The 25,389-nt window shown below is 41.7% G+C and carries 28 protein-coding genes; 24 read left to right on the top strand and 4 right to left on the bottom strand.

Going from position 1 to position 25,389, the window contains the following annotated elements; all coding sequences use genetic code 11:
• The first annotated feature begins 12 nt into the window (after positions 1–12).
• The 5 genes from AR334_RS05595 (at position 13) to AR334_RS05575 (ending at position 2,503) form a co-directional block, all read left to right on the top strand.
• Positions 13–201 (top strand): DUF4177 domain-containing protein, encoded by a 189-nt coding sequence (locus AR334_RS05595; protein WP_066306572.1) that lies wholly within the window; start codon positions 13–15, stop codon positions 199–201.
• Positions 202–377: 176 nt separating this feature from the next.
• On the top strand, positions 378–761 hold the full coding sequence (locus AR334_RS05590) for a VOC family protein (RefSeq protein WP_066306569.1): 384 nt from the start codon (positions 378–380) through the stop codon (positions 759–761).
• 41 nt (positions 762–802) lie between these two features.
• On the top strand, positions 803–1,495 hold the full coding sequence (locus tag AR334_RS05585; protein ID WP_066306557.1) for a copper homeostasis protein CutC: 693 nt from the start codon (positions 803–805) through the stop codon (positions 1,493–1,495).
• A 101-nt stretch (positions 1,496–1,596) separates the two neighbouring features.
• The gene (locus AR334_RS05580; protein ID WP_066306554.1) at positions 1,597–1,776 is read left to right on the top strand and encodes a hypothetical protein; all 180 of its coding nucleotides are present in this window, start codon (positions 1,597–1,599) and stop codon (positions 1,774–1,776) included.
• A gap of 319 nt (positions 1,777–2,095) precedes the next feature.
• Positions 2,096–2,503 (top strand): globin, encoded by a 408-nt coding sequence (locus AR334_RS05575; RefSeq protein WP_066306552.1) that lies wholly within the window; start codon positions 2,096–2,098, stop codon positions 2,501–2,503.
• Between the two features lie 91 nt (positions 2,504–2,594).
• Here AR334_RS05575 and AR334_RS05570 read toward each other — a convergent pair whose 3' ends face one another.
• Positions 2,595–3,614, bottom strand: a complete 1,020-nt coding sequence (locus AR334_RS05570; protein ID WP_066306549.1) for a LacI family DNA-binding transcriptional regulator — start codon at positions 3,612–3,614, stop codon at positions 2,595–2,597.
• A 148-nt stretch (positions 3,615–3,762) separates the two neighbouring features.
• On the opposite strand from AR334_RS05570, the gene AR334_RS05565 reads away from it, so the two are divergent.
• From AR334_RS05565 to AR334_RS05545, 5 genes are all read left to right on the top strand, one after another.
• The gene (locus tag AR334_RS05565) at positions 3,763–5,067 is read left to right on the top strand and encodes an ABC transporter substrate-binding protein (protein ID WP_066306547.1); all 1,305 of its coding nucleotides are present in this window, start codon (positions 3,763–3,765) and stop codon (positions 5,065–5,067) included.
• Positions 5,068–5,164: 97 nt separating this feature from the next.
• Positions 5,165–6,046: a carbohydrate ABC transporter permease gene (locus AR334_RS05560; protein ID WP_066306541.1), complete on the top strand. Its 882-nt coding sequence runs from the start codon at positions 5,165–5,167 to the stop codon at positions 6,044–6,046.
• A complete protein-coding gene (locus AR334_RS05555) occupies positions 6,046–6,882 on the top strand; it encodes a carbohydrate ABC transporter permease (protein ID WP_066306539.1) in 837 nt (278 codons plus the stop codon). Before AR334_RS05560 ends, AR334_RS05555 begins: the two co-directional genes overlap by 1 nt.
• Positions 6,883–6,992: 110 nt before the next feature.
• Positions 6,993–8,663: an alpha-glucosidase gene (locus AR334_RS05550; RefSeq protein ID WP_066306535.1), complete on the top strand. Its 1,671-nt coding sequence runs from the start codon at positions 6,993–6,995 to the stop codon at positions 8,661–8,663.
• Between the two features lie 199 nt (positions 8,664–8,862).
• Positions 8,863–11,097, top strand: a complete 2,235-nt coding sequence (locus AR334_RS05545; RefSeq protein ID WP_066306532.1) for a GGDEF and EAL domain-containing protein — start codon at positions 8,863–8,865, stop codon at positions 11,095–11,097.
• A 72-nt stretch (positions 11,098–11,169) separates the two neighbouring features.
• On the opposite strand, the gene AR334_RS05540 is transcribed toward AR334_RS05545, so the two are convergent.
• Positions 11,170–11,559: a hypothetical protein gene (locus AR334_RS05540; protein WP_066306525.1), complete on the bottom strand. Its 390-nt coding sequence runs from the start codon at positions 11,557–11,559 to the stop codon at positions 11,170–11,172.
• 130 nt (positions 11,560–11,689) lie between these two features.
• Positions 11,690–12,553 carry a DUF4097 family beta strand repeat-containing protein gene (locus AR334_RS05535; RefSeq protein ID WP_066307683.1) on the bottom strand — a complete coding sequence of 288 codons (864 nt, stop codon included), beginning with the start codon at positions 12,551–12,553 and terminating at the stop codon, positions 11,690–11,692.
• A gap of 209 nt (positions 12,554–12,762) precedes the next feature.
• On the opposite strand from AR334_RS05535, the gene AR334_RS05530 reads away from it, so the two are divergent.
• The 8 genes from AR334_RS05530 (at position 12,763) to modA (ending at position 18,534) form a co-directional block, all read left to right on the top strand.
• Positions 12,763–14,067, top strand: coding sequence for a purine/pyrimidine permease (locus AR334_RS05530; RefSeq protein WP_066306523.1), 1,305 nt, complete (start codon positions 12,763–12,765; stop codon positions 14,065–14,067).
• 135 nt (positions 14,068–14,202) lie between these two features.
• Positions 14,203–14,622 (top strand): SRPBCC domain-containing protein, encoded by a 420-nt coding sequence (locus tag AR334_RS05525; protein ID WP_066306522.1) that lies wholly within the window; start codon positions 14,203–14,205, stop codon positions 14,620–14,622.
• The gene (locus tag AR334_RS05520; protein ID WP_066306519.1) at positions 14,623–14,979 is read left to right on the top strand and encodes a metalloregulator ArsR/SmtB family transcription factor; all 357 of its coding nucleotides are present in this window, start codon (positions 14,623–14,625) and stop codon (positions 14,977–14,979) included.
• A 71-nt stretch (positions 14,980–15,050) separates the two neighbouring features.
• On the top strand, positions 15,051–15,986 hold the full coding sequence (locus tag AR334_RS05515; RefSeq protein ID WP_066306515.1) for a dipeptidase: 936 nt from the start codon (positions 15,051–15,053) through the stop codon (positions 15,984–15,986).
• The gene (locus tag AR334_RS05510; RefSeq protein ID WP_066306512.1) at positions 15,983–17,011 is read left to right on the top strand and encodes a P1 family peptidase; all 1,029 of its coding nucleotides are present in this window, start codon (positions 15,983–15,985) and stop codon (positions 17,009–17,011) included. Before AR334_RS05515 ends, AR334_RS05510 begins: the two co-directional genes overlap by 4 nt.
• A gap of 5 nt (positions 17,012–17,016) precedes the next feature.
• The gene (locus tag AR334_RS05505; RefSeq protein WP_066306508.1) at positions 17,017–17,247 is read left to right on the top strand and encodes an excisionase family DNA-binding protein; all 231 of its coding nucleotides are present in this window, start codon (positions 17,017–17,019) and stop codon (positions 17,245–17,247) included.
• 133 nt (positions 17,248–17,380) lie between these two features.
• Positions 17,381–17,758 (top strand): DUF488 domain-containing protein, encoded by a 378-nt coding sequence (locus tag AR334_RS05500; protein ID WP_066306506.1) that lies wholly within the window; start codon positions 17,381–17,383, stop codon positions 17,756–17,758.
• The gene (gene modA, locus AR334_RS05495; RefSeq protein ID WP_066306504.1) at positions 17,755–18,534 is read left to right on the top strand and encodes a molybdate ABC transporter substrate-binding protein; all 780 of its coding nucleotides are present in this window, start codon (positions 17,755–17,757) and stop codon (positions 18,532–18,534) included. The genes AR334_RS05500 and modA overlap by 4 nt, the downstream gene beginning before the upstream one ends.
• A 38-nt stretch (positions 18,535–18,572) precedes the next feature.
• Here modA and AR334_RS05490 read toward each other — a convergent pair whose 3' ends face one another.
• Positions 18,573–19,220 carry a hemolysin III family protein gene (locus tag AR334_RS05490; RefSeq protein ID WP_066306502.1) on the bottom strand — a complete coding sequence of 216 codons (648 nt, stop codon included), beginning with the start codon at positions 19,218–19,220 and terminating at the stop codon, positions 18,573–18,575.
• A gap of 130 nt (positions 19,221–19,350) precedes the next feature.
• Between AR334_RS05490 and AR334_RS05485 the strand changes: the two genes are divergently transcribed.
• From AR334_RS05485 to AR334_RS05460, 6 genes are all read left to right on the top strand, one after another.
• Entirely contained in the window at positions 19,351–19,941 is a 591-nt protein-coding gene (locus tag AR334_RS05485) for a DUF1836 domain-containing protein (protein ID WP_066306500.1), read from the top strand.
• 158 nt (positions 19,942–20,099) lie between these two features.
• Positions 20,100–20,552 carry a YhcH/YjgK/YiaL family protein gene (locus AR334_RS05480; protein ID WP_066306499.1) on the top strand — a complete coding sequence of 151 codons (453 nt, stop codon included), beginning with the start codon at positions 20,100–20,102 and terminating at the stop codon, positions 20,550–20,552.
• A 14-nt stretch (positions 20,553–20,566) separates the two neighbouring features.
• Positions 20,567–22,237, top strand: coding sequence for an FAD-binding protein (locus AR334_RS05475; protein ID WP_066306497.1), 1,671 nt, complete (start codon positions 20,567–20,569; stop codon positions 22,235–22,237).
• Positions 22,238–22,378: 141 nt separating this feature from the next.
• Positions 22,379–23,290 (top strand): dihydrodipicolinate synthase family protein, encoded by a 912-nt coding sequence (locus tag AR334_RS05470; RefSeq protein WP_066306496.1) that lies wholly within the window; start codon positions 22,379–22,381, stop codon positions 23,288–23,290.
• Between the two features lie 4 nt (positions 23,291–23,294).
• A complete protein-coding gene (locus tag AR334_RS05465; protein ID WP_066306494.1) occupies positions 23,295–23,954 on the top strand; it encodes a GDSL-type esterase/lipase family protein in 660 nt (219 codons plus the stop codon).
• Entirely contained in the window at positions 23,948–25,339 is a 1,392-nt protein-coding gene (locus tag AR334_RS05460) for an ABC transporter substrate-binding protein (protein ID WP_066306484.1), read from the top strand. The genes AR334_RS05465 and AR334_RS05460 overlap by 7 nt, the downstream gene beginning before the upstream one ends.
• Positions 25,340–25,389: the final 50 nt, after the last annotated feature.

Below are 25,389 nucleotides of genomic sequence, written 5' to 3'. Positions count from 1 at the left end.
GGGGGCGGGCAGATGTACGAGTACAAATTTGAAAAAATAGAATTAAGTAAGTTAAGTGGGAAACCGAAGGAAAGCTATCATGAAATCATTCAACAGAATGCGAGGAAAGGCTGGAGGCTGGTGCAAATCTTTGCGCCTGGGATCGGGGCTTACGGTTCCGCCGCTTACTACGAAGCCATTTTTGAAAAAAGAATTGACTAAATACAAGAAGGTGAGGCTGAAAAAAACAGCCTCAACTTCTATTAATTATGAACCTCGCTCATTAACGCATGAACGTTGTCTTCAGTGTCTTTGAAAAACGCCATCCATGTTTCGGATTGTTGCAATTTTTTAAAATCATTCGTTCATGTTACATTGAAGTAAGAGGAGGGGTTGTCATGCTTCATCATCTTGAAATCAATGTTTCTAATCTTCGTAAGACAATTGAATTCTGGGAATGGTTCTTAACTGAATTGGGTTACCAGCAATACCAAAAGTGGGATTTCGGCATCAGTTGGAAGTACGGTGAGACCTATCTTGTTTTTGTACAAGCAGAGGAACGGTTCATGGACCCTCCATACCACCGCCGGAGGGTTGGGTTAAATCATCTTGCCTTTCATGCAAAATCAAGGGTACAGGTTGACGCAATGACTGAAAAATTAAAGGAAAAGGGCGTGCGTATTCTCTATCCAGACAAACACCCGTATGCAGGCGGTGAGCATCATTATGCCGTATTTTTTGAAGACCCCGACCGAATAAAGATCGAGTTGGTGGCACCGTGAAAAATATAAGCATCTTAAAGTAAAAGGAAGGAGAAATCTGCATGAGTTTAGTTGAAATTATTGTTTTAAATGACGAGGATGCACGTGCGGCGGAAGCGCATGGGGCGGACAGGCTTGAACTGGTTTCGGCAATCGGAGAAGGAGGGCTCACTCCAAGCTACGGTATCATCAAAACCGTTGTAAAGAGCGTCAAGATTCCGGTAATGGTGATGATCCGGCCGCATAGTTATTCTTTTACATATCGGGAACAAGAGTGGGCTGCGTTACGTGAGGATATCAAAATTGCCCGGGAACTTGGGGCTGCAGGAATCGTTTTCGGTGCAACCATGGAAACGGGTACGCTGGATAGTGACCTGCTTGGCATGGTGCTCGAGGAAAGCAAAGGCATGTCGGTCACGTTTCATCGTGCGATTGATGCGGGAAACACGCAAGCGATTTACCGTTCTTTATGTGAGGGGCCTTTTCGGGTGGATCGGGTGTTAACATCAGGGGGAAGGCCGACTGCAATTGAGGGTGCTGATACTATTAAAAACATGATGCAGATTGGAGCGGCAAGTGCTCATGCGCCAATTATTATGCCTGGTTCGGGATTGACAGTCGAAAATATTGTTGAGTTACATAAGGATCTACAAGCCTTAGAATATCATTTTGGCTCGGCGGTCCGGTTCGAAGGAAGTTTCCTTAAGCCCATTAATGGAAAGGTAATTGAAAAAATAAAGCGTGTAGTCCATTAAACTTTCGAAGGTGATTGGCGACAAAACTTATTTGGGGAATCATCAAAAGTGTCGCCAACAAGAGCCGTTGGCGACAAAATTGATGTGGAGGAACGTCAAAAGTGTCGCCAATAAGGGCCATTGGCGACAAAACTTATTGGGGAATCATCAAAAGTGTCGCCAATAAGGGCCATTGGCGACAAAACTTATTTGGGGAAGCGTCAAAAGTGTCGCCAATAAGGGCAATTGCCGACAAAATTGATTGGGGAAGCGTCAAAAGTGTCGTCAATAAAGGCTATTGACGACAAAACTGAATGAGGCACCAGCAAAAGTGTCGCCAATAAGGGCTATTGACGACAAAACTGATTTGGGAATCGATAAAAGTGTCGTCAATCCAAAGAAATACCCGTCACATCAACGTCCTAAAGCCCAATAATCCCAATAATAATCAGCAGAACACTTATAAACAGACTTAGGTTATTCGACTCCCTGAAGAAACCAATTTAATTACCCCAGATCCATGGGAATTTGTGTAATTCAACAATAAGCGTGATTTATATCACAAAACACCATCTGACAAATCTTTATAATAATTTTATTACAGGGGAAAATAAACAAGGGATGGTGAGCAATTTGGACTTTCCATTTAAATCACTTTATACAGAAATTGGCGGACAGGAAACGATAAATAAACTGGTCGACGCCTTTTACCCGCGCGTCTATGCGGATCCTGAATTGGCTCCGTTATTTGAAGGGGATATGGAAGAAATAAAACGTAAGCAGCGAATGTTCCTGCCGCAATTCTTGGGCGGCCCGGCACTGTACAGCCAGGAATTTGGACCGCCGGCAATGCAGCAGCGTCATTTGCCATTTGAAGTTACGCCACGAAGAGCCCAGTGCTGGCTTCGCTGCATGAAAGAAGCATTTCAAGAAATCGGTCTTGACCAGACTCCGGCCGGTTTGGCGTTCTATGACCGTCTAACCCAAGTAGCCGGAATTATGGTAAATAGTCCTGATAAAGAAGATTAAAATGCGGGACCCATCTCAAACGAGATGGGTCCTTTTCTTATCTAGGGCAAAAAAAGGACCTCGTCTTTAAATGAAAAGGTCCGGACTCTGGTTATTTTTTTACAAGATTGAGAGATTGAGTGCTTTCACGTGGAACCAGATGATGAATCACATTGATATGGGGGGCAATGTGCTCCTCACCTTTGCAAAGTTTAATCAGATTTCTTGTTGCTGTCATCCCGATCTCAACTGCAGAATATTCAACAGTCGACAACGAAGGGCGTACCAACTTCGTTATTTCAAGACCGTCAAAACCAAATACCGAGATATCTTCCGGAACTCGATAGCCGTTGTCGCTCAGATAGTTGATGGCCCCGATTGCCATCGAATCTGTCGAACAAAAAACTGCAGTCGGTAAAGTATTTTGCTCCAAGAGGGATGCCATTGCTTTCCCTCCACCTTCTATTGAAAAATCACTATCTGCAACTAACCGTTCATCGAATGGTATACCGGCATCCGCCAATGCATTCTTGTACCCCGTAAATCGATCCTCTCTAATAGATTTGCCATTTGTTCCTCGAATCATGGCAATTTGCCTATGTCCATTTAAAATTAGATATGTTACTGCTTCATAAGAGGCAGTAAGGTTGTCAACATGTACAGATGGAATCGAAGGGATGGAAGAAATTTGCCCAGCAAGCACAACTGGGATAATATTTTTCCTGGTAATCTCTGTATATTGTTCATCCCATTGATTTCCCATAAAAATGATGCCTTGAACAGATAAGACATTGCTGAATAAATCTATATAATGCATCTCATTTTCCCGAGTACTGTCGGTCAATCCAATCACAGTGTCATATCCGTAAATTTTGCAAACACGGTTAATTCCTAAAATTAAATCATCAAGCACTGTATTGCTGTGCTGCGGACAAATCACCCCGATTAAAAGCCGTTCTTGTTGCAAAGCCAGGTTCTGGGCAACAAAGGGAAGATAATTTGTTTCCTTTAGAACATCCAATACCCGCTTGCGGATTTCCTCGTTAACAGGCTTGCTATTATTAAGTACCCTTGAGACGGTTGATGTGGATACACCCGCCATTTTGGCAATTTCCTTAAGCGTAATTTTCATAGAGACACTTCCTTATAAAAACTAGAGTAAAAGTAGTAAACTTTAAAAAAATAAATATATTGACCTAGGAAATATTCTGTCATATAATCTGCTTGTAAGCAAGAACTTTTCCCAAATGGAAACGCTTTTTTAAAAAGGAGATGAGTAAATGGGGATCAAAGGATTTATGAAGAAATCAGCAGCTATTGGCGTTGCGGCCGCTTTAACACTTTCATTGGCTGCATGTAGCGGAAAATCAAGTAATGAATCAACAGGTTCAAAAGATGGCAAGGTTAATATCATCGTAACAAATGCTAAAGGTGAGATTGACGCGCAGTTTAAACAAGCAGCAAAGGATTTTATGAAAGCGAATCCAGAAGTTAAAATTGAAGTAAACTCGACTGCCGTTGGGGATACACTGAATGTTTTCGATAAACTGACGTCTTCTGGGAAAACGGTTACATTGGCCATGTTTGAACCGTATGCTGCCTTACATAAATACAAAGATGTCGGCATCGACCTTTCAGACAAGAAATGGAATGAAGAAACAGACGTAGCACTTAAAGATGCCGATGGCAAAGTGGTTGGCTTCCCATTTGCAGTGGAAGGCATGGGATTAGTATACAATCAAAAAGTAGTGGAAAAAGCAGTGGGTGGAAACTTTGACCCATTCTCGATTAATACAAGAGATAAATTTAAAGATCTATTAGATAAGATTAAAGCATCCGGTGTTGAGTACCCTGTCGCTTATCAGACAGAAGCATGGTCTGTAGGTAACCACTATAGTTCATTATTCTTAAATCAGTCTGAAAATCCTACTACTCTTGCTGATAAATTAGCTGCCGGCAAAGAGGATCTTGCCAAGAATGATGTATGGAATGGCTACTATGACACTATGGAACTATTAGCTTCCAAAGAATATAACAAATTTGGCGACCGCCCGATCGGCCAATACTATGATGCAGCACACGTAGCTGTTGGTAAAGGCGAATCTGCTATCCTATTCAACGGTAACTGGGCGTTTGACTCACTGAAGGCCCTTGAAGGCTCCAAGTTCGGATTTATGCCAGTTCCAGTTGACAACAATGCGGACAATGAACTGAACAATAAAATCGCTGCTGGTCCTACTCAAGTATTTGTGATCAATAAAAAGGCATCAAAAGAGCAACAGGAAGCAGCTGAGAAATTCCTTGAATGGCTTGTATATGATGAAGCAGGACAAGATTTCGTCGTGAATAAGGCACAAATCATTTCTGCATTCAAGAACAATCCAAACAAAGTGACAAATCCGCTTGGTGTTGCAATTGGTAACGCAATTGAGGAAGGCAAGACAATGCCGTTCACTACTAACTATATCAATGCTTCCGAGTGGTCTACAACAGTCGGACCTGAAGTTCAAAAATTAATTGCAAAAGAATCTAAGAGAGCCGATTTGGCAAAATTCGTTGAGGAAAACTTTAAGAAGCAAAAGTAATTCCTAAACTGATTTTAACAGTAGAAAACCACTAGAGTGGGCGGGGAGTGAGGATCTCGCCCACTTGTTTTTAATTTGAGGACAGGATGTGAAATAAATGAAGCGTGGAAGCAAATTGGCCGACTGGGGCAATTCTCTGTTATTCCTGGGACCGACAACGTTATTTTTTGCGATGACAGTCATCATTCCTTTCCTGTATGGAATTTACCTGACGCTTTTCAAAATGGATAACCCTACTGACCCAATGGTGTTTTCTGGAATATATAACTATCTTAATGCGATGAATGATAAGGATTTCTGGGAATCACTTTGGCTCACGCTTAAGTTCGTATTTGCCACTGTCTTTTTTGTGAATATGGTGGGATTTGGATTGGCTTACCTGGTTACTTCGGGTATGAAAATTCAAAACTCACTAAGAACTGCCTATTTTACTCCAAACTTAATCGGTGGATTGCTGCTAGGTTATATCTGGCAATTTATATTTGTTCAATCCTTACCGGCAATCGGGGAAAAAATGGGGATTAGATGGCTGGAGCTTGGTTGGCTGGGTGATCCGGATATGGCTTTCTGGGCACTTGTCATCGTTACGATTTGGCAAACCTCCGGCTATATGATGATTATTTTCATTGCCGGATTAATTAGTATTCCGAAGGACCTAATCGAAGCATCCACCATTGATGGCGCAGGACCTTTAAGAAGACTGTTTAATGTAACGCTTCCGTTAATGGTGCCATCCTTTGTTGTCACCGTCTTCTTATCACTGAAAAATGCATTTATGGTTTATGACTTGAACTTTGCCCTGACAAAAGGCGGTCCGTTCGACAGCACCAAGATGGTCTCGATGCACGTGGTAAATAAGGCCTTTGTTGAATCGAATTATGGCACTGGGCAAGCTGAGGCCATCATTTTATTCGTCATAGTTGCTGTTGTTACCGGTTTTCAGGTTTATTCCAGCAAGAAAATGGAGGTAGAGGCATAATGGCAAAACGGAAAATAATGACTTCCATCCTCACCTACGTCATTGCGATCATAGCCTTAATTTGCTTTATATTTCCCTTCTATTTGCTGATCATTAACTCGTTTAAAAGTAATGGGGAAATCTTAGTCTCTCCGTTTTCTTTACCGACAAGTTGGGATTTCTCGCAATTTGCTGATGTCATTGAGAAGATGAATTTTGCCGTTACATTTAAAAACACATTCCTAATTACAACAATCAGTACGATTTTAATTGTATTTTTTTCCGCAATGTCGGCTTATCACCTTGTAAGAAAACCATCCAAATATAATAAATTATTTTTCACCATATTAGTTGCCTCCATGGTCATTCCGTTCCAATCGTTAATGATTCCGCTTATGCATATTTATGGGGCAAAGCTTCAGGTGATTGATGTCATACCGATTCCTTTGTTAATTGCCTTTTATATTGGTTTTGGCAGTGCGCTTTCGATTTTTATGTTTCATGGGTTTATTAAATCGATCCCGCTTGAGATTGAAGAAGCGGCCAGGATTGATGGATGCAATACATTACAAACGTTTTTCCTGATTGTTCTTCCAATGCTCAAGCCAATAACCGTTACGATTGCGATTCTAAATGTCTTATGGATCTGGAATGATTACTTGCTTCCTTCCTTAGTACTGAATAATGAAAGTGTATATACAATGCCTGTTCAAATGAAGGTTTTTAACGGAACTTATATGAACAACTGGGAATTGTTAATTCCAGCTATTTTAATGACGATCGTTCCAATCTTAATTATGTACATGATTGGTCAAAAACAAATTATTAAGGGTGTTATGCAAGGTTCAATCAAATAATAGGATAGTAGGATAAAGAAGAAGCCGGTAATACAGATGTTCAGTTTAAACCGTATGCTGGATTTTTAATGGGTTGTGTTAAGTGCAAAAAAGTTAATGAGAGGTGCGGTATGACAAAAAAATGGTGGAAAGAAGCGGTCGCCTATCAAGTGTATCCCCGCAGTTTTATGGATAGTAATGGGGATGGCATCGGGGATTTAAAAGGGGTAACGAGCAAATTAGATTATCTAAAAGAATTGGGGATCGACGTCATCTGGTTATCTCCAATGTATAAATCACCTAACGATGATAATGGCTACGACATTTCCGACTATCAAGATATTATGGATGAATTCGGGACGATGGCAGATTTTGATGAACTGCTTCAGGAAGTTCATAAACGTGGGATGAAAATAATCCTCGACCTTGTCATCAATCATACGAGTGATGAACATCAGTGGTTTATTGAGTCGCGTTCTTCCAAAGACAACCCAAAGCGCGATTGGTATATTTGGCGGGATGGAAAAAATGGCAAAGAACCGAACAACTGGGAATCGATTTTTAACGGTCCTGCTTGGAAATATGATGAAGAGACAGATCAATATTTCATGCATATTTTTTCCGCGAAACAGCCCGATTTGAATTGGGAAAATCCTGAGGTAAGGAATGCCTTGTATGATATGGTCAATTGGTGGCTCGATAAGGGGATTGACGGGTTCCGTGTTGATGCCATTTCTCATATTAAAAAGGAACCGGGCATCCCGGACATGCCGAACCCGGAGGGCCTTGATTATGTTCCTTGTTTTCCTTACATGATGAATGTGGGCGGCATTGATGATTACTTAACGGAGCTTTCTGAAAAGACCTTCAAGCAGCGTGATGTGATGACGGTCGGGGAAGCGAACGGAGTCGGCATTGATGATGTTGATAAATGGGTTAATGAGGACAACGGCTATTTTAATATGATTTTTCAATTTGAATTCCTTAAACTTTGGGAAAAGGATGGCGAGGGTACAGTCGATATCACCAAGCTTAAAAAGAATTTGACGAAATGGCAGCTTGGGCTTGAAGGCAGAGGCTGGAATGCACTCTATATTGAGAATCATGACCAGACACGCCGGGTGTCGAGTTGGGGGGATGACCAGGAGTTTTGGAAGGAAAGTGCCAAAATGCTCGGAGCCCTTTACTTCCTGATGAAAGGAACGCCATTTATTTATCAGGGCCAGGAAATCGGGATGACCAACGTTCAATTCCCATCAATTGAGGATTACAATGATGTTGGCATGATTAATTACTATAAGATTGAAACGGCGAAAGGTCGTCCGCACGAAGAAGTGATGAAGGTGATCTGGGAATCGGGACGTGATAATTCCCGCACTCCGATGCAATGGGATGCTGGAAATATGGCCGGATTTACAACGGCCGATCGTACTTGGATGAAAGTGAATCCTAATTATCGGGAAATTAATGTAGCAGCACAATTAAACGACCCAGATTCGATCTTATCCTTTTATAAAAAATTGATTCGCCTGCGCAAAGAAAATCCGCTGTTTGTCTATGGTACATACGAATTGCTATTGCCTAATCATCCAAGGCTTTTCGTGTATACCCGGACAATGGGTGGTAAAAAGGCGATTGTCATCAATAACTTCAGCAAAAAGCCAGCAAGATTCAAGGTGCCATCTTGTGTAACCTTTTCTGCTTCTGAACTCATTCTTAACAACTATGATGTTAAGGATCGGAAATTAAGAAAAGAATTTACGCTGAAGCCTTATGAAACAAGAGTATATCTTCTGAAATAAGAAAAGACGATTCGGGAATCCCGAATCGTCTTTTTGGTGAATCGGATAAACGATAAACTTCTCCAATATTTATCATATTCAACTGGAATGCGAACGCTTTCTAAAAGTTTTTTTCAGCTAATTGTCGAATTCATCGGTTTCTGATATCTTTAAATAAAAAATTAACTCTACAAATCCATAAGGGGAACGGAGAAATAGGATGAGAAGGACTTTTACAAACTACCGGGAACTGCCAATCCTCATATTTTGTCTGCTCTTTTTTTCAGAAATATTGGGTATAGTGGGAACCCGTCTCTTTCCTACTGTACCATATTTAAATTTCATTACCTTAATGATCCTTTTCATAACGATTCCAATTTTGGTTTACGCCTTAAAAGACTTAAATATAAAAGAAGAGGCGCATAAACATGACAAGCAAAGATTAAGAAATATTTATGACACCCTCGATGTTGCCATTTGGTCACATGATATGAAGACAAATGCGCTATTCATTACACAGGGAATTGAAAAATTATACGGGTACTCGTCGGAGGATTTTTATCACGACAAAACACTGTGGAAAAAAGTTATTTACCCTGATGACATGCAAGTGATTGCTGAAAGAGAAGAACGCCTAGCCGAGGGCGAAGCTGTCACCAGTGAGTACCGGATTATACGGCCTGGCGGCGAGGTGCGCTGGATTCTGGACCGCGGTTTTCCGACCATGGATGACAATGGCAAAATGGTGTTTTTTAATAGTGTTTTGTTTGATAATACGGATCGAAAAGAGAGTGAAGGCCGATATCGAAGTTTAGTAGAAATGTCACCAGATATTATTGCAGTCGTCAGCCTGCAGAAGGTAGAGTATATTAACGAAGCGGGCTGGAAGCTAATGGGGGCCACCTCCCCTAAGGAAATAATCGGACAATCTCCGTTAAGGTTTGTACCATTGCGAATCGTCCACAAAATCCGCACCAAGGTGGGAACCTTAGATAATCCCAGACAAGAAAGAGTCAGTATTGAATTTCAAGTGAAACGGCTCGATGGTAAAACGATTGATGTGGAGATGGCCTCGACACCCATCCTTTATGAAGGCAGATTTGCGGTGCAAATTGTCGGAAGGGACATCACCGATCGAAAAGAAGCGGAAAAAACAATTAAAACGATGGCCTACTACGATACCCTTACAGGTTTGCCCAATCGCAACAGCTTTAAAAAGCACTTAAATGATGTCTTGACCTTTCAAAAAGATAAAATGCTTGCCGTTCTATTTTTAGACTTGGATAGATTTAAAATTATCAATGATACGAAAGGACATACCGTAGGAGATCTTATTCTTCAAAAGGTAGCCCATCGTCTGGAACTGGCTATTCGAAATGACGGGTTCGTCTCTCGGCAGGGCGGCGATGAGTTTATTATTTTACTAGATGACACAAGCAAGGAAAAAGTAAGGGATATATGCTGCCAGATTTTAAATCAGTTTGCGAAGCCTTTTGAAGTGGATGTCCAGGAATTTTTTGTGACAACCAGCATTGGCATCAGCCTCTATCCGGATGATGCGATGGATGAAGAATCATTAATTAAATATGCAGATACCGCCATGTACCAGGCAAAAGAGCGGGGGAAAAATAATTATCAATTTTATTCCTCCAATTTAAATGGGGTGTCGGTCCGTAAAATGGAGTTGGAAACCCGCTTAAGGAAAGCTTTGGAGAAAAACCAATTTTTGCTTCATTATCAGCCCCAGGTGTCCCTCAAAACAGGGGAAATCGTCGGCATTGAGGCGCTGATTCGCTGGCAGCAACCGGAAAGCGGTTTTATTTCACCGGCAGAATTCATTCCGCTTGCCGAGGAAACAGGTTTGATTGTTCCTATTGGAAAATGGGTTTTGCGTGAGGCATGTAAACAAAGGAAAGCATGGAGCGATGCTGGGATTCCTGACTTTCCAATCGCGGTCAATGTCTCTGTCCGTCAATTTGAAGATGAAGATTTTATTCACTATATCTCTAGTGTTTTAAATGAATTTACACTTGATGCCAGTATGCTGGAATTGGAGATTACAGAAAGTATTATGCAAAACCTGGAGAGATCCTTCGTTATCCTTAATCAATTGAAGGAACTTGGCATCCTACTGTCAATTGATGATTTCGGTACAGGGTATTCCTCGTTAAGTTACCTAAACCACTTGCCGATTAATAAAATAAAAATTGATAAATCGTTTGTGAATGAAATATCCAATCGCGCCAGCCAAGGGGCCTTGGTCAAGACCATCATTGATATGGGTTTAAATCTGAACTTTGGTGTGGTGGCTGAAGGGATTGAAACAGAGCAACAACTTGAGTTTTTAAAGAAAAACGCATGTGATACAGGACAAGGCTATTTCTTTAGTAGGCCGCTGCCTGCCGATGAAGTGGGGGCAATTCTGGAAAAACAAAAAACTGGTATCCCGAGCTGAATGGGATACCAATTTTTTTCTTTATCCTTCGCGGAGTCCCTGTGGAACACATCGGCGATTTTGCCATTTGTTTCATTGACCCCATTTCATGTTGATGGTTAAGGTACAACAGTTGTTTGGATGTGCTTGAGTTGTTTGTGTGCCAAGAATAAAGTTTACCCCTGTGGGCGTAAATTGGGTTATGACCGGAATTTTTAGGCCGATAGTTTTTATCAAGCGGTCGACTTCCGCATTATTTCCTTGCTGGGCAGCGGTCATGATTCTTCTTGCGAATGAAACATCTCCCAGTCGATCTAACAATAAACTCCCTTGCGCCATTAACAGACGAAATGATTTCACGGAGCTTTCAAATATTTTAATATCGACTGGCGGATAAACCCGCGGCGGGACATATGGGCCTATGGTATAAACGGGGTAAAACTGGCTGGGAGGAAGTACCGGGTAATGAGGGGTATAATACATAAGAACGCTCCTTCCATTAATAAAAAAACACACCGCAATATACGGTATGTATTTCCAGGATATTTGGTACCGAAAGTGAAACAGGGACAGTTCTGTACATGTTTTTACGCACAGAACCGCCCCTGTATAACTAATTAATATTTATAATCCCGCTTGAGACATCCAGGTTGATAGTATGCTTTCCTGACCCATGTTTTCCATGGATCATTTCTCTATTCTGCACTTTATCCTCCAGCGGCAGGTCGCAGGAGATCTTACCGCTGCTCACTTCACCATTTAAGGTGAAATCAGCATCGTCTGGCAAATCCAAATCAACAAGCCCAGAGCTAATATCCATTTTAATGCTGTCGGTCAACTGCTCAACTTGAACCGCTAACCTTCCGGAACTGACATCGGCTGTAATTCCGCCTGAATAGTGGTCGATATCAAGATTCCCCGAGCTGACATCAAAGATACCTTTTTCTGTTTTAATAGAATTCATGTTGACATTACCAGATGAAACGTCCTGATAAAGCTCTTTCACCTCAAGATTGCGAAGATTCATATTACCTGAACCTATATCTAAAGTTAATTTTTCTAATTTCATTGGTTTATTTTTGGAGGCACCGGAAAAATTCAAATTCCCTGAGCCAAGGTCAATCCACATATCCTGATCATAATCTTCCGGAATGTATATTTTCAGATTGCTTTTTTGGCTGCCCCAGTTAAACCAATTAAACCATTTGCTTTTTAAGCGAACCTCTACTTCGTCACCGTTTTCTTTAACTGTTAGCTTTTGCTTTCCTTCATATTCTGCCCGTAAATTCTTCCGGTCTTCTGGAATGATCGTAGTGCTGACACTCCCCACATCCACCTTGATTACTTCTGTATTATTGGTAATGGCCGCTTCATCATTTTTAATTCCGTTTCCACGAAATACATCCAGCACATTGGATTGATTAAAGACAATATATAGTCCAGTAATGACTAATAAAAGAATTAAAATTCGCTTCATTTTCCCCATCCCCTTTTCTTCCTTACATCTTCTATATTTAGAATAAGAAATCCTTTGTTTTTTCGCGATGTACCAGGGGATTAATTTTGACTAAGGCTTGAGATGTATTTATGCTCTTCCGTGCGTAAACAGTTTAACTATAATTGCCTGGAAAGTTGTGATATCTTTTTAGTGTAGTATTTAGGTTATTTTGGAAAGAAGGAATTCCAATGAACGAAATGGAACAAAGAGGCAGTTCCGCTTTATCGGGGATACAGGGAATCCAATGGGCCATTTTTATGTTAACCAATGTGATTGCGGTCCCGGTGGTAGTGGGCGCCGCCTTTCAAATGTCCCCAGCGGAAATTGCTGGCTTCATGGAAAGAATGCTGCTGATTTCAGGTGCAGCTACATTAATTCAAATCTTCTTTGGCCATCGCCTTCAAGTAGTTGAGGGTGCCGCCGGGATGTGGTGGGCGATTTTTATCCTGCTTGGGACCATGAGCGCCCCTGGAGAACACGGACAACTGCTGCAGCAATTGGAAATGGGGCTTATCATTTCCGGAATCTTTCTGGCTGTCCTCGGCTTTTTGCCGATTATTGAAAAAGTCCGCAATCTGTTTACTCCAATCGTGACAGGTGTTTATTTAATTTTACTTGTCAGTCAGCTGAGCGGTTCATTTTTCAAAAGCATTCTCGGTGTGACTGCGACTGGCCAGTTGAATGGAAAGATTGCGTTGATTTGTTTAGTTGAAATCTTGATCATCCTAGTAATCTCTTTAAAGGCCAATGGCCTATTAAAAAGCATGGGCCCCTTTTTTGGCATTATTGTTGGCTGGCTGTTGTTCCATTGGCTGGGACTCATTAATCCCGGAAAAACTTACGAGCCATCAAGCTGGTTTTCGGTACCAAAGCCGCTTAGCTGGGGTATGCCGGAGTTTGATGCGGGAATCATTCTGACCTCGATCATCACCTCGATTGTGCTGATTTCAAATGTTATAGCCAGTATCTTGGTGGTCGGAATCGCACTGGAAAAAGAAATTAAGCCGGTTCAATACCAAAAGGGGATTTTCGGCAATGGAGTCAACTTGGTTTTATCCGGGTTGTTTTCGGTTGTTGGGGTTGTTCCCTTGTCCGTATCGGCAGGATTTATTACGACAACCGGGATTAAAGCGAAACGCCCAGTGATCATTGGAGCGCTGATGATGATTATAATTGCCTTTTTCCCGTATATTGCCGGATTTTTGGCTGTCATGCCATTAGAAGTTGCCTATGCGTCCTTGTTTATTCCTTTTTCCCAAATGCTTGGCTTCGGTATACGCGATTTAATGGGACAGGAGCCTTCCCAACGCAACTTATTGGTCATCGGCCTTTCATTGATGGTTGGCATCGGCCTGATGTTCCTGCCTCCGGAAAGCTTTGAATCGGTGGCGCCATGGCTGCGCAATATCGTGGCTAATGGCTTAATCGTTGGCTTGGTGCTGTGTCTTCTGCTTGAACATGTCATTTTTCGCAAAAAAATCTCTTCACAATGATGTGGAGAGATTTTTTTGCATAGAAAGTGTGGATTAGAGGAAACTAATATATTGACATGAAACCAAATGGTTTTATATAATTCAGATGTGAAACCAAAAGGTTTTGTATTTTTAAATAGGAAAGTAGGAGAACACATGGTAAATACATTGGAAGATATCAAAAAATCTGTTGTCATCGAGGCACCCATCCAAAAAGTATGGGACCAGGTTTCCACCGCCGAAGGGATTGCCGCATGGTTCATGCCAAATGATTTCAAACCGGAAGTCGGCTATGAATTTCATTTGCAGTCACCATTTGGTCCATCCCCATGCAAGGTAACGGAATTGGACCCGCCCAATAAACTTTCATTTAAGTGGGATACCGAAGGCTGGTTTGCTTCGTTTATTTTAAAAGACCTGGGCGGCAAGACCGAATTCACTTTGATCCACGGAGGCTGGAAAGCAGCTGATGAAATCATCGGCAAAGCCGGGCAGAAGTCCTCTGTCATTCGGGAAACAATGTCAGGCGGCTGGGAAGGCATCGTGCAAAAATTAAAGCGGATCGTGGAGGGCTAAGTGTCAGCGTCAGCTCAAAAACATGATGTTTTTCAAGCGATTGCCGACCCAACACGGCGAGAGGTATTAAAGCTTCTTGCCGAAAAAGAACTGCCGATTTCTGAAATCACTTCGCATTTCTCGATTAGCCGCACGGCCATCGCTAAGCATCTGCAAGTACTCTCTGAAGCGGAATTGGTCCGCGGCCGCAAACAGGGCAGGGAAAAAATCTATCAGCTTCAGCTGGAACCGTTAAAGGAATTGAAACAATTCTACGACCAGTTCTGGACCAACAGGCTGTCCGTGTTGAAACATATCATGGAAAATCCGGGGGAATCCAGCTTGAAAGTAATCGAATCAGAGAAAAGTCAAGATTAACGAGGGCCACATGGTGGTCCTTTTTTGATGGGATTTATGATACACTTTTTAGTAAAAAGGGGTCGACATCTTTGAATATTATAGACTTGCATTGTGATGCACTTCTAAAGCTTTGGGAGGCCAAAGGGGAGTTGCGGTTTGCCGATGCGCCGGAACTACAGGCGAATAAGATCAGATTGCAATCGGGAAATGTTAAAGTCCAATTCTTTGCCATTTTTATCGAGCCATATCTCAATTCAGAACAAAAATTCCAGGTGGCGCTGGAGCAGGTTGATTATTTTTACAAGGAAGTTCTTGGGGGAAATCCCGACATGGTACATATCAAGGATTGGTCGGATATTGATAACCTTAAAATTGGCCAGATCGGTGCGGTTTTAACGCTCGAAGGTGTGGATGCCATCGGCAATGATTTAACGAAGCTTGAAACACTGTATCGCCTTGGAGTTCGATTGGTCGGGCTGACTTGGAATTTCGCCAACTTGGCGGCAGACGGTGCTGGCGAGCCGCGCGGCGGCGGACTGACTCTGTTTGGAAAAGAAGTCGTTAAATTAAATAACAAGTATCAGGTCCTGACTGATGTTTCACACTTGAGTGACAAGGCGTTTTGGGATGTAATGGAACTTGCACAATACCCGATTGCCAGCCATTCAAACGCCAGGGCACTCTGCAACAGTCCACGTAATTTAACCGATGAAATGGCAAAAGCGATGTTTAAAAAAGGCGGGATGATTCATGTTGTCTATCATCCACCGTTTATTAAAGAATCCGGGGAAGTAACCATTACTGACCTCGTGAAGCATATTGACCACTTTTGTTCTTTGGGTGGGGTGAAGCAGATTGGCTTGGGATCAGATTTTGATGGGATTTCCCAATTTGTCATTAACCTGGAGGATGCGTCAAAAACGCAAAATCTCATCAATGAGCTTTTAAAATACTACTCCGAGGATGAAGTTAGAGGCTTTGCTTCTGAAAACTTCCTTTATCACAGGACGGGGGTGAAGCGATGAAGGCGAGAGAATTGGGGATCAAAGTCGGAAGGCTGCCGGTTGGGGTGAAAAATTGCATTACCGATGTTCGCGGTGTGATGGTCGGTCATGTGACGCTGGATTATCCGATAGGTGAAACGGGTGAAGACTATGCTTGCACGGGTGTGACGGCCATCCTTCCGCATAACGGCAATATATTTAAAGAAAAGGTGACAGCGGCAAGCTATGTCATTAATGGCTTTGGAAAAACAACCGGTCTCGTTCAAGTTAACGAATTGGGAGTCCTAGAGTCGCCAATCATGCTGACCAATACGTTTGGCGTGCCTGCGGTAACCCAAGGGACATTGGCTTACATGCTTGAACAGAATACGGAAATTGGCGATACGACGGGAACCATCAATGTGGTGGTCGGCGAATGCAATGACGGCTACCTCAATTCTATTCGCTTGTTTCCGGTCAAGCCGGAACATGCGATTGAAGCCATTAATAAGGCCACGAACGGGCAAGCAGAAGAAGGAGCGGTCGGGGCCGGTAAAGGGATGGTTTGTTTTGGTTATAAAGGCGGCATCGGCTCTTCATCACGTGTGGTGGAAGGTTACACAATGGGCTGTCTTGTTTTAAGCAATTTTGGGAAACAGGAAGAGTTTCGGGCGTTTCAATATGAAGGCGAGGGGGGGCTCTCGGAAACGTCAGACGGTTCGATTATCATTGTGTTGGCAACAGATGCTCCGTTAAGTGACAGGCAACTGCTTCGAGTTGCCAAACGCTGCGGCATTGGTCTTGGCAGAACTGGAAGCCATTTTGGCCACGGCAGCGGCGATATTGTCATTTCTTTTTCAACGGCCCATAGAATCGTCCATTTTTCTGAGGAGATGACGGAACCGAGGACCCAGCTGCGTGAAGACCACCCGCTTATGAATGAATTATTTGCGGCGGCGGCAGAAGCGGCCGAGGAAGCGATTCTTAATTCACTATCACAGGCGGTCACTACCAAAGGAAGGGCGGGGCGGGTAGTTAACGCCCTTGATTTTACGAAAGCGAGATAAGGACTATGTATTTAACACTAAAAGAAACAGCGGAATATCTTAATATTCCAGAAGCGACAGTAGAAAAACTAATTCAGCAGAAGAAAATCCGCGCTCTTTACGACGGTATCGAGTATTTAATTTATAAAGATCAATTTAACACCCATCTAAGACAAATGGAAAAATACAAACAACTCGTCGAAGAAATCCTGAACGAACCAATCCCGGAAGACCTCGATGTGAAAGACGAAGATTAATTGCCAAGAGGATAAGAAACACATAGTTCATACAAAGTTTTACAGATTGTCCATCTGGAGTGGACAATTTCGGTAATTTGTCTTTTTGTGGTGCCTGACACCAATCTTTATTTTCCAAGAAATAGGTGATTGTATGAGCGATATTTTTTTAAAGCGAATTTATGAGCCGTATGATGAGATGGATGGATGCAGGATTTTGGTGGATCGTGTGTGGCCACGGGGCATTTCGAAGGAGTCTGCCAAGCTGCAGTATTGGTTTAAGGACATTGCTCCAAGCCCGGACTTGAGGAAATGGTTCTGTCATAAGCCTGAACTGTTCCCAGAATTTCGCAGTCGCTATCTTGACGAACTCCGATCCGACGATCAAAAGCAAAACCTGATGAGACAAGTCCTCGAAACTGCAGCAAATGAGCAGGTAACGCTTTTATACGGGGCAAAGGATCCGGTGTATAATCATGCTGTCGTTTTGCATGAAGAGCTGATGAATCAAATTAACGGAGAAAGCCTGTGAAAAAGGTTTATTACATATTTTCGATGGCACTGCTATTGCTGCTGGTTATTACGGGATGCACCCACAATGCGGAAAAACCTGCAGTAGAAAAAGTAGAATTAACAATTTCGGCTGCGGCCAGTTTACAGGAAGCGCTGAATGAAATAAAAGTTGACTTCGAAAAGGAACATCCCAATATAAAAATTAACTATAATTTTGGCGCGTCCGGTGCCCTGCAGCAACAAATAGCCCAAGGTGCGCCTGTCGACTTATTCTTTTCCGCGGCAGAGGATAAATTTGACCAACTGGTGCGAGACGGCCTAATTGACAAGGAGAATGGTGTTGATCTTGTAGGCAATGAACTCGTTCTCGTGGTACCGAAGGGTTCGACGAAAGGGATCAAGACACTTGCAGACATCACCAAGGTAGACAAGATTTCACTTGGAACCCCAGAATCGGTCCCCGCGGGAAAATACGCAAAACAAACATTGGAGAACTTAAAGGTCTGGGAAACGATTGAATCAAAAGTAATCTATGCCAAGGATGTCCGCCAGGTGCTGACCTATGTGGAAACGGGAAACGTCGATGCTGGAATCGTTTATAAAACGGATGCGCTTATGTCCAAAAAAGTGGAGTTGGTCGCAACTGCCGGGGAGAACACCCATGAACCGATCATTTATCCAGTTGGTGTGATAAAAGAATCTGCCCGTCCAAAGGAAGCACAACTATTTTTTGATTACCTGCAAAATGAAAAGTCTATGGCGATTTTAAAAAAGTATGGTTTTAAAGAAATTTAAAAAGAGCCTTGCCCGTAAAAAATCGGGAAGGCTCTTTCCTATATCACATATAAAAACACACATAAGAAATGCGCCAGGCTGCCAAGCATGATGAAGATATGGAAAATTTCATGGAATCCCCAATGCTTAAATTTTAAAAACTTCGGTTTTGCCCCGTAAATTACACCACCAACGGTATAGAAGATTCCCCCCAGTACCAAAAGGAACAAGCCGACTGGATTCAAGCTGCCTGCGAGCGGCGAGAACACGAACACCACCATCCAGCCCATGGCGATATAAAGGGCGGTGGAAATCCAGCGCGGGCAATGGAACCAAACCATTTTAAACACCACTCCGCAGATGGCAATCCCAGAAATGACCGAAAATAGGATAGCTCCTGTTTTTCCATTCAAACTGATGAAGCAAAACGGAGTATAGGTGCCGGCTATCAGGATAAAAATCATGGAATGATCAAGCCGCCGTAAAAAAGCAATCACCTTATCCTTGGCCATGACCATGTGATAGGTGGCCGATGCTGAATAAAGCAGCATCATGCTCACACCAAAGATAATCACAGCAGTTATAGCCAGTGGTGAGGGCGTGGCCATGGATGTTTTGATGACCATTGCCAATAGGCCGACAAAGGACAAAATCGCCCCGATTAAATGTGTGAGCCCATTGATCGGTTCGCGGATATAAGCGTTCATTTATAATCCTCCTATAGCAACATGTAGTTTTGATAACTACATATAATGATACAAGTGTTTCTCTATCTAGTCAATGACCTTTCATTAAGATATAATGAAAAATATAAAGAATATGAACGGAGCCACACATATGGAAAAAATCAACCAAATTATAGAGCAATTAAACCTGGGTGCGAATTTGGCAGTTGAGGATATCCCGAAAATAGATCTATATATGGACCAAGTCATTCAGTTGTTTGAAAGTAAGTTTGCTGAATCAAGACGAAATGATGAGGAAAAGGTCCTGACCAAAACAATGATTAACAACTACGCAAAGGGAAAGCTGATGTTTCCAATAAGAAATAAAAAATACTCGAGGGAACATCTGATGTTAATCAGCTTAATCTATCAGCTGAAAGGCTCTCTTTCTATTAATGATATTAAAACGACGCTTGATGGGTTGAATAAAAGAATTATTAAAGAAGAGATTGACTTGGATTCTTTTTATCAAGGCTACTTAAATATTACTGAAAAAAATGCCGCAGATTTTAAGGAAGATATGAAAAGACGGGTGGAGGAAGTGAAGGAAGAAATTGTTGATAGCGTAGATTCCCAGTCTTCATATCTGGAGCAGGTGCTGATGATTGCCTCACTTGTCCATATGGGGAATTTGTATCGGAAAGTAGCGGAGCGGCTTGTTGATGAAATCATCATTGAAAAAGAAGAAAAGCGCCATAGATGATATAGTCTATGACGCTTTTTTTAAATGAAAAAGGTGAAAATTTTTTCCAAAATTATTGATTAAGGGGGAAATAATTTACGTTATCAATTAATTGTGATATATTCTGTTTGAAAGCGTTTAACAAAATGACAACTTATTCAGTTAAGGAGCAAAGGAAAATGATAGCAGATCATATAAGCAATTTTGAACTATATAAAGGAATAATCGATAGAGTTGATCGTGCGGTTCAATACATTCAGAACCACGATTTTACAGGACTCCAAACAGGTATGCATGGAGTGGAAGGAGATGAAATTTTCTTCAATTTAATCGAGTATGTAACAAAAGAGCCGGAAGAACGTTTCTGGGAATCACACAAAAAATACCTCGATCTTCACTATATTCTAGAGGGTTCCGAATTTATTGCCCGTGAGCAATTTGAAAAAATGACTGTAACAAAGGAATACGATGAACAGGACGACTATTACCTGCTTGAAGGCAAGGTGCAATCCAAGGTAAAGCTAGGCCAAGGCGACTTTATGCTGTTGTTTCCGGATGATGTTCATATGACAGGCATCAAAGTAGACGTTCCGGAAAAGGTTAGAAAAGTGGTTTTTAAAATACTTATTTAGGATGTGCAGTACAAATGATTAAAGACATCATAACAACAGATGTATTGGTTGTTGGCAGCGGTATTGCCGGTCTTAAAGTGAGCATGGAACTGGCCAAGGCCGGAAAAAACATCATTATGTCAACCAAAACACAACTGTGTTCCGGTTCAAGTTTTTTTCCGTTAAAGGCATCATTGGGAACACAAGTTACTAAAAATGAAGCAGATAAAGCCGTGTTTTTAGAGGATATTGACGCCGTCAGTCATAATATGCAAGACCGAGAAATGGCGAAAATCTACATTGATGAGATACAGGACAGGGTTGAGGAGTATCCCGAAATCGGGATTGAGCCCTATAAGCTTTCCGATGACCGCAAAGCCTGTTTTGCCAATCATGGCAGAACGATATACATGCTGAAGGACTGGGACAAAATCAGGGCAAATGTGACGGAAATAATGGAAAACTACCCTAATATTTCCTTAATGGAAAGAACGGCGGTCGTTTCTCTACTTAAAGAGAATGAGAGAATATGCGGTGCCATCCTTTTGAATCGGGATAATGATTTCATCATGATTAACTGTAAAGCAGTTGTCCTTGCTACTGGTGGATTTGGGAATATTTACAAGCACAATCTGAACCCAAATGATGTCGATGGTTCCGGGCATATTCTTGCGCTTGAAGCAGGAGCTAGCCTGGTGAATATGGAGTTCATTCAGTTCATACCCGGCTTTACCTCGCCAAAATATAAGACATTATGGGGCGAGCATACTTTAAATTATTGCAATGACTTTGTCGATGACAAAGGAAACAGCATATTGGATAAAGTGCTTCCGGAAGGGATGTCGAAGGAGGACTGCTTTAAGGTCCGCAGCACCCATGGGCCATTCACAAACTCCTTGCCCTCTAAATATTTTGATATCGCGATGATGAAAGAAATTTTCAGAACGAATAGCGAAGATGGCTTCGAGCTGATCTATGATTCTGAAATCTATCAGAATAACAGCGATTTCTATACCATTTATTTAAATTGGCTAGATGAACGAGGAATCAACCTGATCAGGGATACAATGAAAATTGCCCCGTTTGCCCATGCCAGCAACGGCGGCGTCAAAGTGGACAGCTATGGCCGGACAGGTGTCCCGGGGCTTTATGCAATCGGGGAATTGGCTGGAGGTATTGAGGGGGCTAACCGACTCGGAGGAAATTCTACCGGGGCGTGTATGGTATTTGGAAAAAGAGCGGCACAGGATTGTCTCGAATACCTAGAGGGAGTCAATCTGGAAAAAATCAATTCACAGAAAGAGACTGCAACATTGTCTCAAGCGATTCAATCCTTTTCGGTACAAACCAATGATTCCATAACACCACATGAAGTACTGGATGCGGTAAGAGAAATAATGTGGTTCAATGGCAATGTCATTCGTGATGAAAAAAATCTTCAGGCTGCTTTGGAAAAAATAGAGAGATTGAAGTCATCTTTTAACATGGAGTTTTTCATAAATAATGTCAAAGAAAGAAAAAGTGCCTTCAAGGCAAGAAACTTTCTGATCCTTTCAAACCTGTTGCTTAAGGCCATGCAAGAAAGAAGGGAAAGCAGGGGGGCACATTACCGTGAAGACTATCCAGGCGAGAATGAATTTTATAACAGAAGATTATTCATTTCACTACGTAATGGGGAAATGAATCTTGATTTTGAAGCAAGGTAAATGGGCTAGGAATTGCCGGAAAAAGGTGGAGAATTTTTTCAGAAAGTCAAATAAAGAAGAAAATTATTTACAGAATTAGATTACTATGATATATTTTGATTGTAAACGGTAACATTACTATCACTCAGGTGGGGAAGACATATGAATCTAGAAAAATTTAAAGGTATTATTCCGGCATTTTATGCTTGCTATGATGATGCAGGAGAAGTATCAGAAGTCAGAACAAAGGATCTTTGTAACTACCTTTACGAAAAAGGGGTAAAGGGTCTTTATGTAGGTGGAAGCTCAGGTGAATGTATTTACCAAAACCTTGAGGAAAGAAAAGCAACGTTAAAATATGTTGCCGAAGCGGTTAAAGGCAAGCTTACGTTAATTGCTCATGTGGGTGCGCCATCTACGAGAGAAAGCGTTATTTTAGCCAAGCATGCAGCAGAGTTGGGATATGATGCATTATCTGCCATTCCTCCAATCTACTTTAAGCTTCCGGACAGCTCAGTAATCAAGTATTGGACGGAAATCATGGATTCAACAGAATTGCCATTTATTATATACAATATCCCGCAGACAACAGGATACAATCTGTCGCTTTCGACTTTTAAGAAGTTAATTGAGAATAAGAAAGTAATCGGCGTTAAGAACTCTTCAATGCCAGTTATGGATATTGAACGGTTTAAGGCAGCGGCCGGAGAAGATTTTATTGTCTTTAATGGTCCGGATGAACAGTATGTCTCTGGAAGATTAATCGGTGCTGACAGCGGGATTGGCGGGACATATGCAGCTATGCCGGAACTGCTTTTAAAAGCGGAAGAGTTTGTGGCAACCGGTAATTTTGAACTAGCAAGAAACATTCAAAGAGATATTAACGATATTATTATTGCTTTATGCTCTTTGAACGGCCATATGTATTCTACGATTAAGGAACTTCTCAAATTACGCGGCGTCAATATCGGAAGTGTAAGAGGGCCGCTTGAGCCTGTGACAGGCAACGACCTGGATAAGGTAAAAGAAATTAAGGATATGATTGATAACGCCATTCGCAAATACGGGATGTAACACTATGAAAAAAAGAATCGTTTGTTTCGGAGATTCTAATACATGGGGTTTCGATGCCAAAACATTGGAGAGATTTCCGGAAGGTGTCAGATGGACAAGCCTCCTGGCTGAGCGATTGGGTGAAGAGTTTCAAGTCGTGGAAGAGGGGCTTTCAGGCCGGACTGCTGTAGTGGATGACCCTTTATTTGAAGGGTTAAATGGATTGAATTATATTCATCCCTGTTTAATGAGCCATGCGCCGCTCGAACTGGTCATTATCATGCTTGGTACAAATGATACGAAGGAAAGGTTTCATTTAACTTCGTATAACATTGCACAAGGGATCGCCAGAATCTCGCAAAAAGCAAAGGCCACAACCGCAGGCATAAAGGGAGCTAGTCCAATAGTTTTAGTGGTTGCCCCGCCTCCAATCGGCAAAGAGTACTTTGAAACCGAAGTGGGAAAATCAATGGGAAAAGATTGTGATCTTAAGTCAGCGGAGCTATCAACACACTTGAAAGGCTTAATGCAAATACAAAATACGGAATTCCTTGATACCAAGGGAATTGTCCCGATGAATACGATTGATTATATGCATCTTGATGAGGAAGGTCACAGGCTTCTTAGCGAGCTTGTCTTCAATAAAATAAAAAATATTTTATCAAGGGAGAGAAACGTATGTTAAAAAAGCGTTTTCTATCAACCGCTTTAACCGGTGTTCTGGCACTATCAGCTTTATTAGCTGGATGTTCAGATAAAGATTCAGGTAAACCTGCAGCAGGTTCCAAAGACAAAACTGTAGAATTATCCCTGATGTTAACACCACAGTGGAAAGGTGTTATGGATGCAAATGAAAAAGGGGCTGACTATGATAGCTTCTTCAAATATGCTGCAGAGAAATTCTCAAAGCAATATAAGGACTATGATGTAAAGGTTAATGTTGAAGTCATCGCCAGTGACCAACGTGATGAGCTGTTAAACGTTAAATTAAACGGCGGCACTCCTCCGGATATCTTCTTTGAAAATACATTTGCTATGGGTGACTACGCACATCGCGGTGCTTTAGTTCCATTAAATGATATTGTGGATGATACTGCCAAGAAAGATATTGATCAAAATTATTGGGAAAGTGTCACTTTCGGGAAGGACATTTACTTCTACCCATTCTCTCATATGCCAGGAACATTAGCTTATAATGCGGAAATGTTCAAGGCTGCTGGTCTTGAAGAGTATATTGGCGGCGAGAATGAAATCAAGACTTGGACATTAGATGAATATGAAACAATCTTAAACAAGCTTAAGAACGATTTACCAAAAGACAAATATTCAAATGCTTATCCAATGGGACTTTATGCCCTTAATAACCAAGGTGACACTTGGAACCTTGCTTATTTAAGAATGTTTGGCAATAAATTCTTTGATAAAAAAGGCAATATCGTGCTTGATGATGCAAAGGGTGCTAAAGCGGCTGAATGGTTAAAGAAAACGTATGATGCCGGCTTAACAAATCCAGGTGCTGAATCTGTTTCTTCTAATGATGTGCTAGCTATGTTTAAGAACCAAAAGATTGCGATCGCTTTCACGAACTCTGTTTTATTCAACAACACGAAAGCGGAAATGAATGAAGGAAAAGCACCAAAGTTTGATATTAGACTTGCGAACATTCCATCTGAGAGCGGCGACCCGTTAACATTCACTTATGTTTCCGGCGCAGCAGTATTTAACACTCAAGACGAAACTAGAATCAAAGTAAGTAAGGATTTCGTAAAGTTCTTCTCCACTGACCCTGAGTTAGTTAAAGCATCAAAAAATGGTGTCCCTGTAAGAACTTCCGTAGCGGACGAGTTCAAGGCAGATAACCCATTATTCGAAGCTTATGACAAAAATGCTCCATATTTGTTTAACTTTACAGGTAGTGTTCCTGGTTACAGCCAATTAAGACAGGTTCTGTACCCTGAACTACAAGCTATTTTTACAGGTCAAAAATCACCTGAACAGGCGATGAAAGATTATCAGAAGAATGGTAACCAAATCATCAAAGAGGCAAAAGAAAACTCTGTGATTAAATAGCCTTTAGCGTTAAAACATCAAAATTAAAGCCCCGGCATTGGGGCTTTAAT

This window comes from Bacillus sp. FJAT-29814 (assembly GCF_001510715.1).
Taxonomy (GTDB): domain Bacteria; phylum Bacillota; class Bacilli; order Bacillales; family Cytobacillaceae; genus Neobacillus.
The sequence above is the reverse complement of the archived record's forward strand: the minus strand, read 5'-3'. Positions and strand labels throughout refer to the sequence as shown.

Bases quoted from the DNA above. Each gene is read 5' to 3' on its own strand.
- AR334_RS05595 (WP_066306572.1), top strand. From the start codon at position 13: ATGTACGAGTACAAATTTGAAAAAATAGAATTAAGTAAGTTAAGTGGG.
- AR334_RS05590 (WP_066306569.1), top strand. From the start codon at position 378: ATGCTTCATCATCTTGAAATCAATGTTTCTAATCTTCGTAAGACAATT.
- AR334_RS05585 (WP_066306557.1), top strand. From the start codon at position 803: ATGAGTTTAGTTGAAATTATTGTTTTAAATGACGAGGATGCACGTGCG.
- AR334_RS05575 (WP_066306552.1), top strand. From the start codon at position 2,096: ATGGTGAGCAATTTGGACTTTCCATTTAAATCACTTTATACAGAAATT.
- AR334_RS05570 (WP_066306549.1), bottom strand. From the start codon at position 3,614: ATGAAAATTACGCTTAAGGAAATTGCCAAAATGGCGGGTGTATCCACA.
- AR334_RS05565 (WP_066306547.1), top strand. From the start codon at position 3,763: ATGGGGATCAAAGGATTTATGAAGAAATCAGCAGCTATTGGCGTTGCG.
- AR334_RS05560 (WP_066306541.1), top strand. From the start codon at position 5,165: ATGAAGCGTGGAAGCAAATTGGCCGACTGGGGCAATTCTCTGTTATTC.
- AR334_RS05555 (WP_066306539.1), top strand. From the start codon at position 6,046: ATGGCAAAACGGAAAATAATGACTTCCATCCTCACCTACGTCATTGCG.
- AR334_RS05550 (WP_066306535.1), top strand. From the start codon at position 6,993: ATGACAAAAAAATGGTGGAAAGAAGCGGTCGCCTATCAAGTGTATCCC.
- AR334_RS05545 (WP_066306532.1), top strand. From the start codon at position 8,863: ATGAGAAGGACTTTTACAAACTACCGGGAACTGCCAATCCTCATATTT.
- AR334_RS05540 (WP_066306525.1), bottom strand. From the start codon at position 11,559: ATGTATTATACCCCTCATTACCCGGTACTTCCTCCCAGCCAGTTTTAC.
- AR334_RS05535 (WP_066307683.1), bottom strand. From the start codon at position 12,553: ATGAAGCGAATTTTAATTCTTTTATTAGTCATTACTGGACTATATATT.
- AR334_RS05530 (WP_066306523.1), top strand. From the start codon at position 12,763: ATGAACGAAATGGAACAAAGAGGCAGTTCCGCTTTATCGGGGATACAG.
- AR334_RS05525 (WP_066306522.1), top strand. From the start codon at position 14,203: ATGGTAAATACATTGGAAGATATCAAAAAATCTGTTGTCATCGAGGCA.
- AR334_RS05510 (WP_066306512.1), top strand. From the start codon at position 15,983: ATGAAGGCGAGAGAATTGGGGATCAAAGTCGGAAGGCTGCCGGTTGGG.
- AR334_RS05505 (WP_066306508.1), top strand. From the start codon at position 17,017: ATGTATTTAACACTAAAAGAAACAGCGGAATATCTTAATATTCCAGAA.
- AR334_RS05500 (WP_066306506.1), top strand. From the start codon at position 17,381: ATGAGCGATATTTTTTTAAAGCGAATTTATGAGCCGTATGATGAGATG.
- AR334_RS05490 (WP_066306502.1), bottom strand. From the start codon at position 19,220: ATGAACGCTTATATCCGCGAACCGATCAATGGGCTCACACATTTAATC.
- AR334_RS05485 (WP_066306500.1), top strand. From the start codon at position 19,351: ATGGAAAAAATCAACCAAATTATAGAGCAATTAAACCTGGGTGCGAAT.
- AR334_RS05480 (WP_066306499.1), top strand. From the start codon at position 20,100: ATGATAGCAGATCATATAAGCAATTTTGAACTATATAAAGGAATAATC.
- AR334_RS05475 (WP_066306497.1), top strand. From the start codon at position 20,567: ATGATTAAAGACATCATAACAACAGATGTATTGGTTGTTGGCAGCGGT.
- AR334_RS05470 (WP_066306496.1), top strand. From the start codon at position 22,379: ATGAATCTAGAAAAATTTAAAGGTATTATTCCGGCATTTTATGCTTGC.
- AR334_RS05465 (WP_066306494.1), top strand. From the start codon at position 23,295: ATGAAAAAAAGAATCGTTTGTTTCGGAGATTCTAATACATGGGGTTTC.
- AR334_RS05460 (WP_066306484.1), top strand. From the start codon at position 23,948: ATGTTAAAAAAGCGTTTTCTATCAACCGCTTTAACCGGTGTTCTGGCA.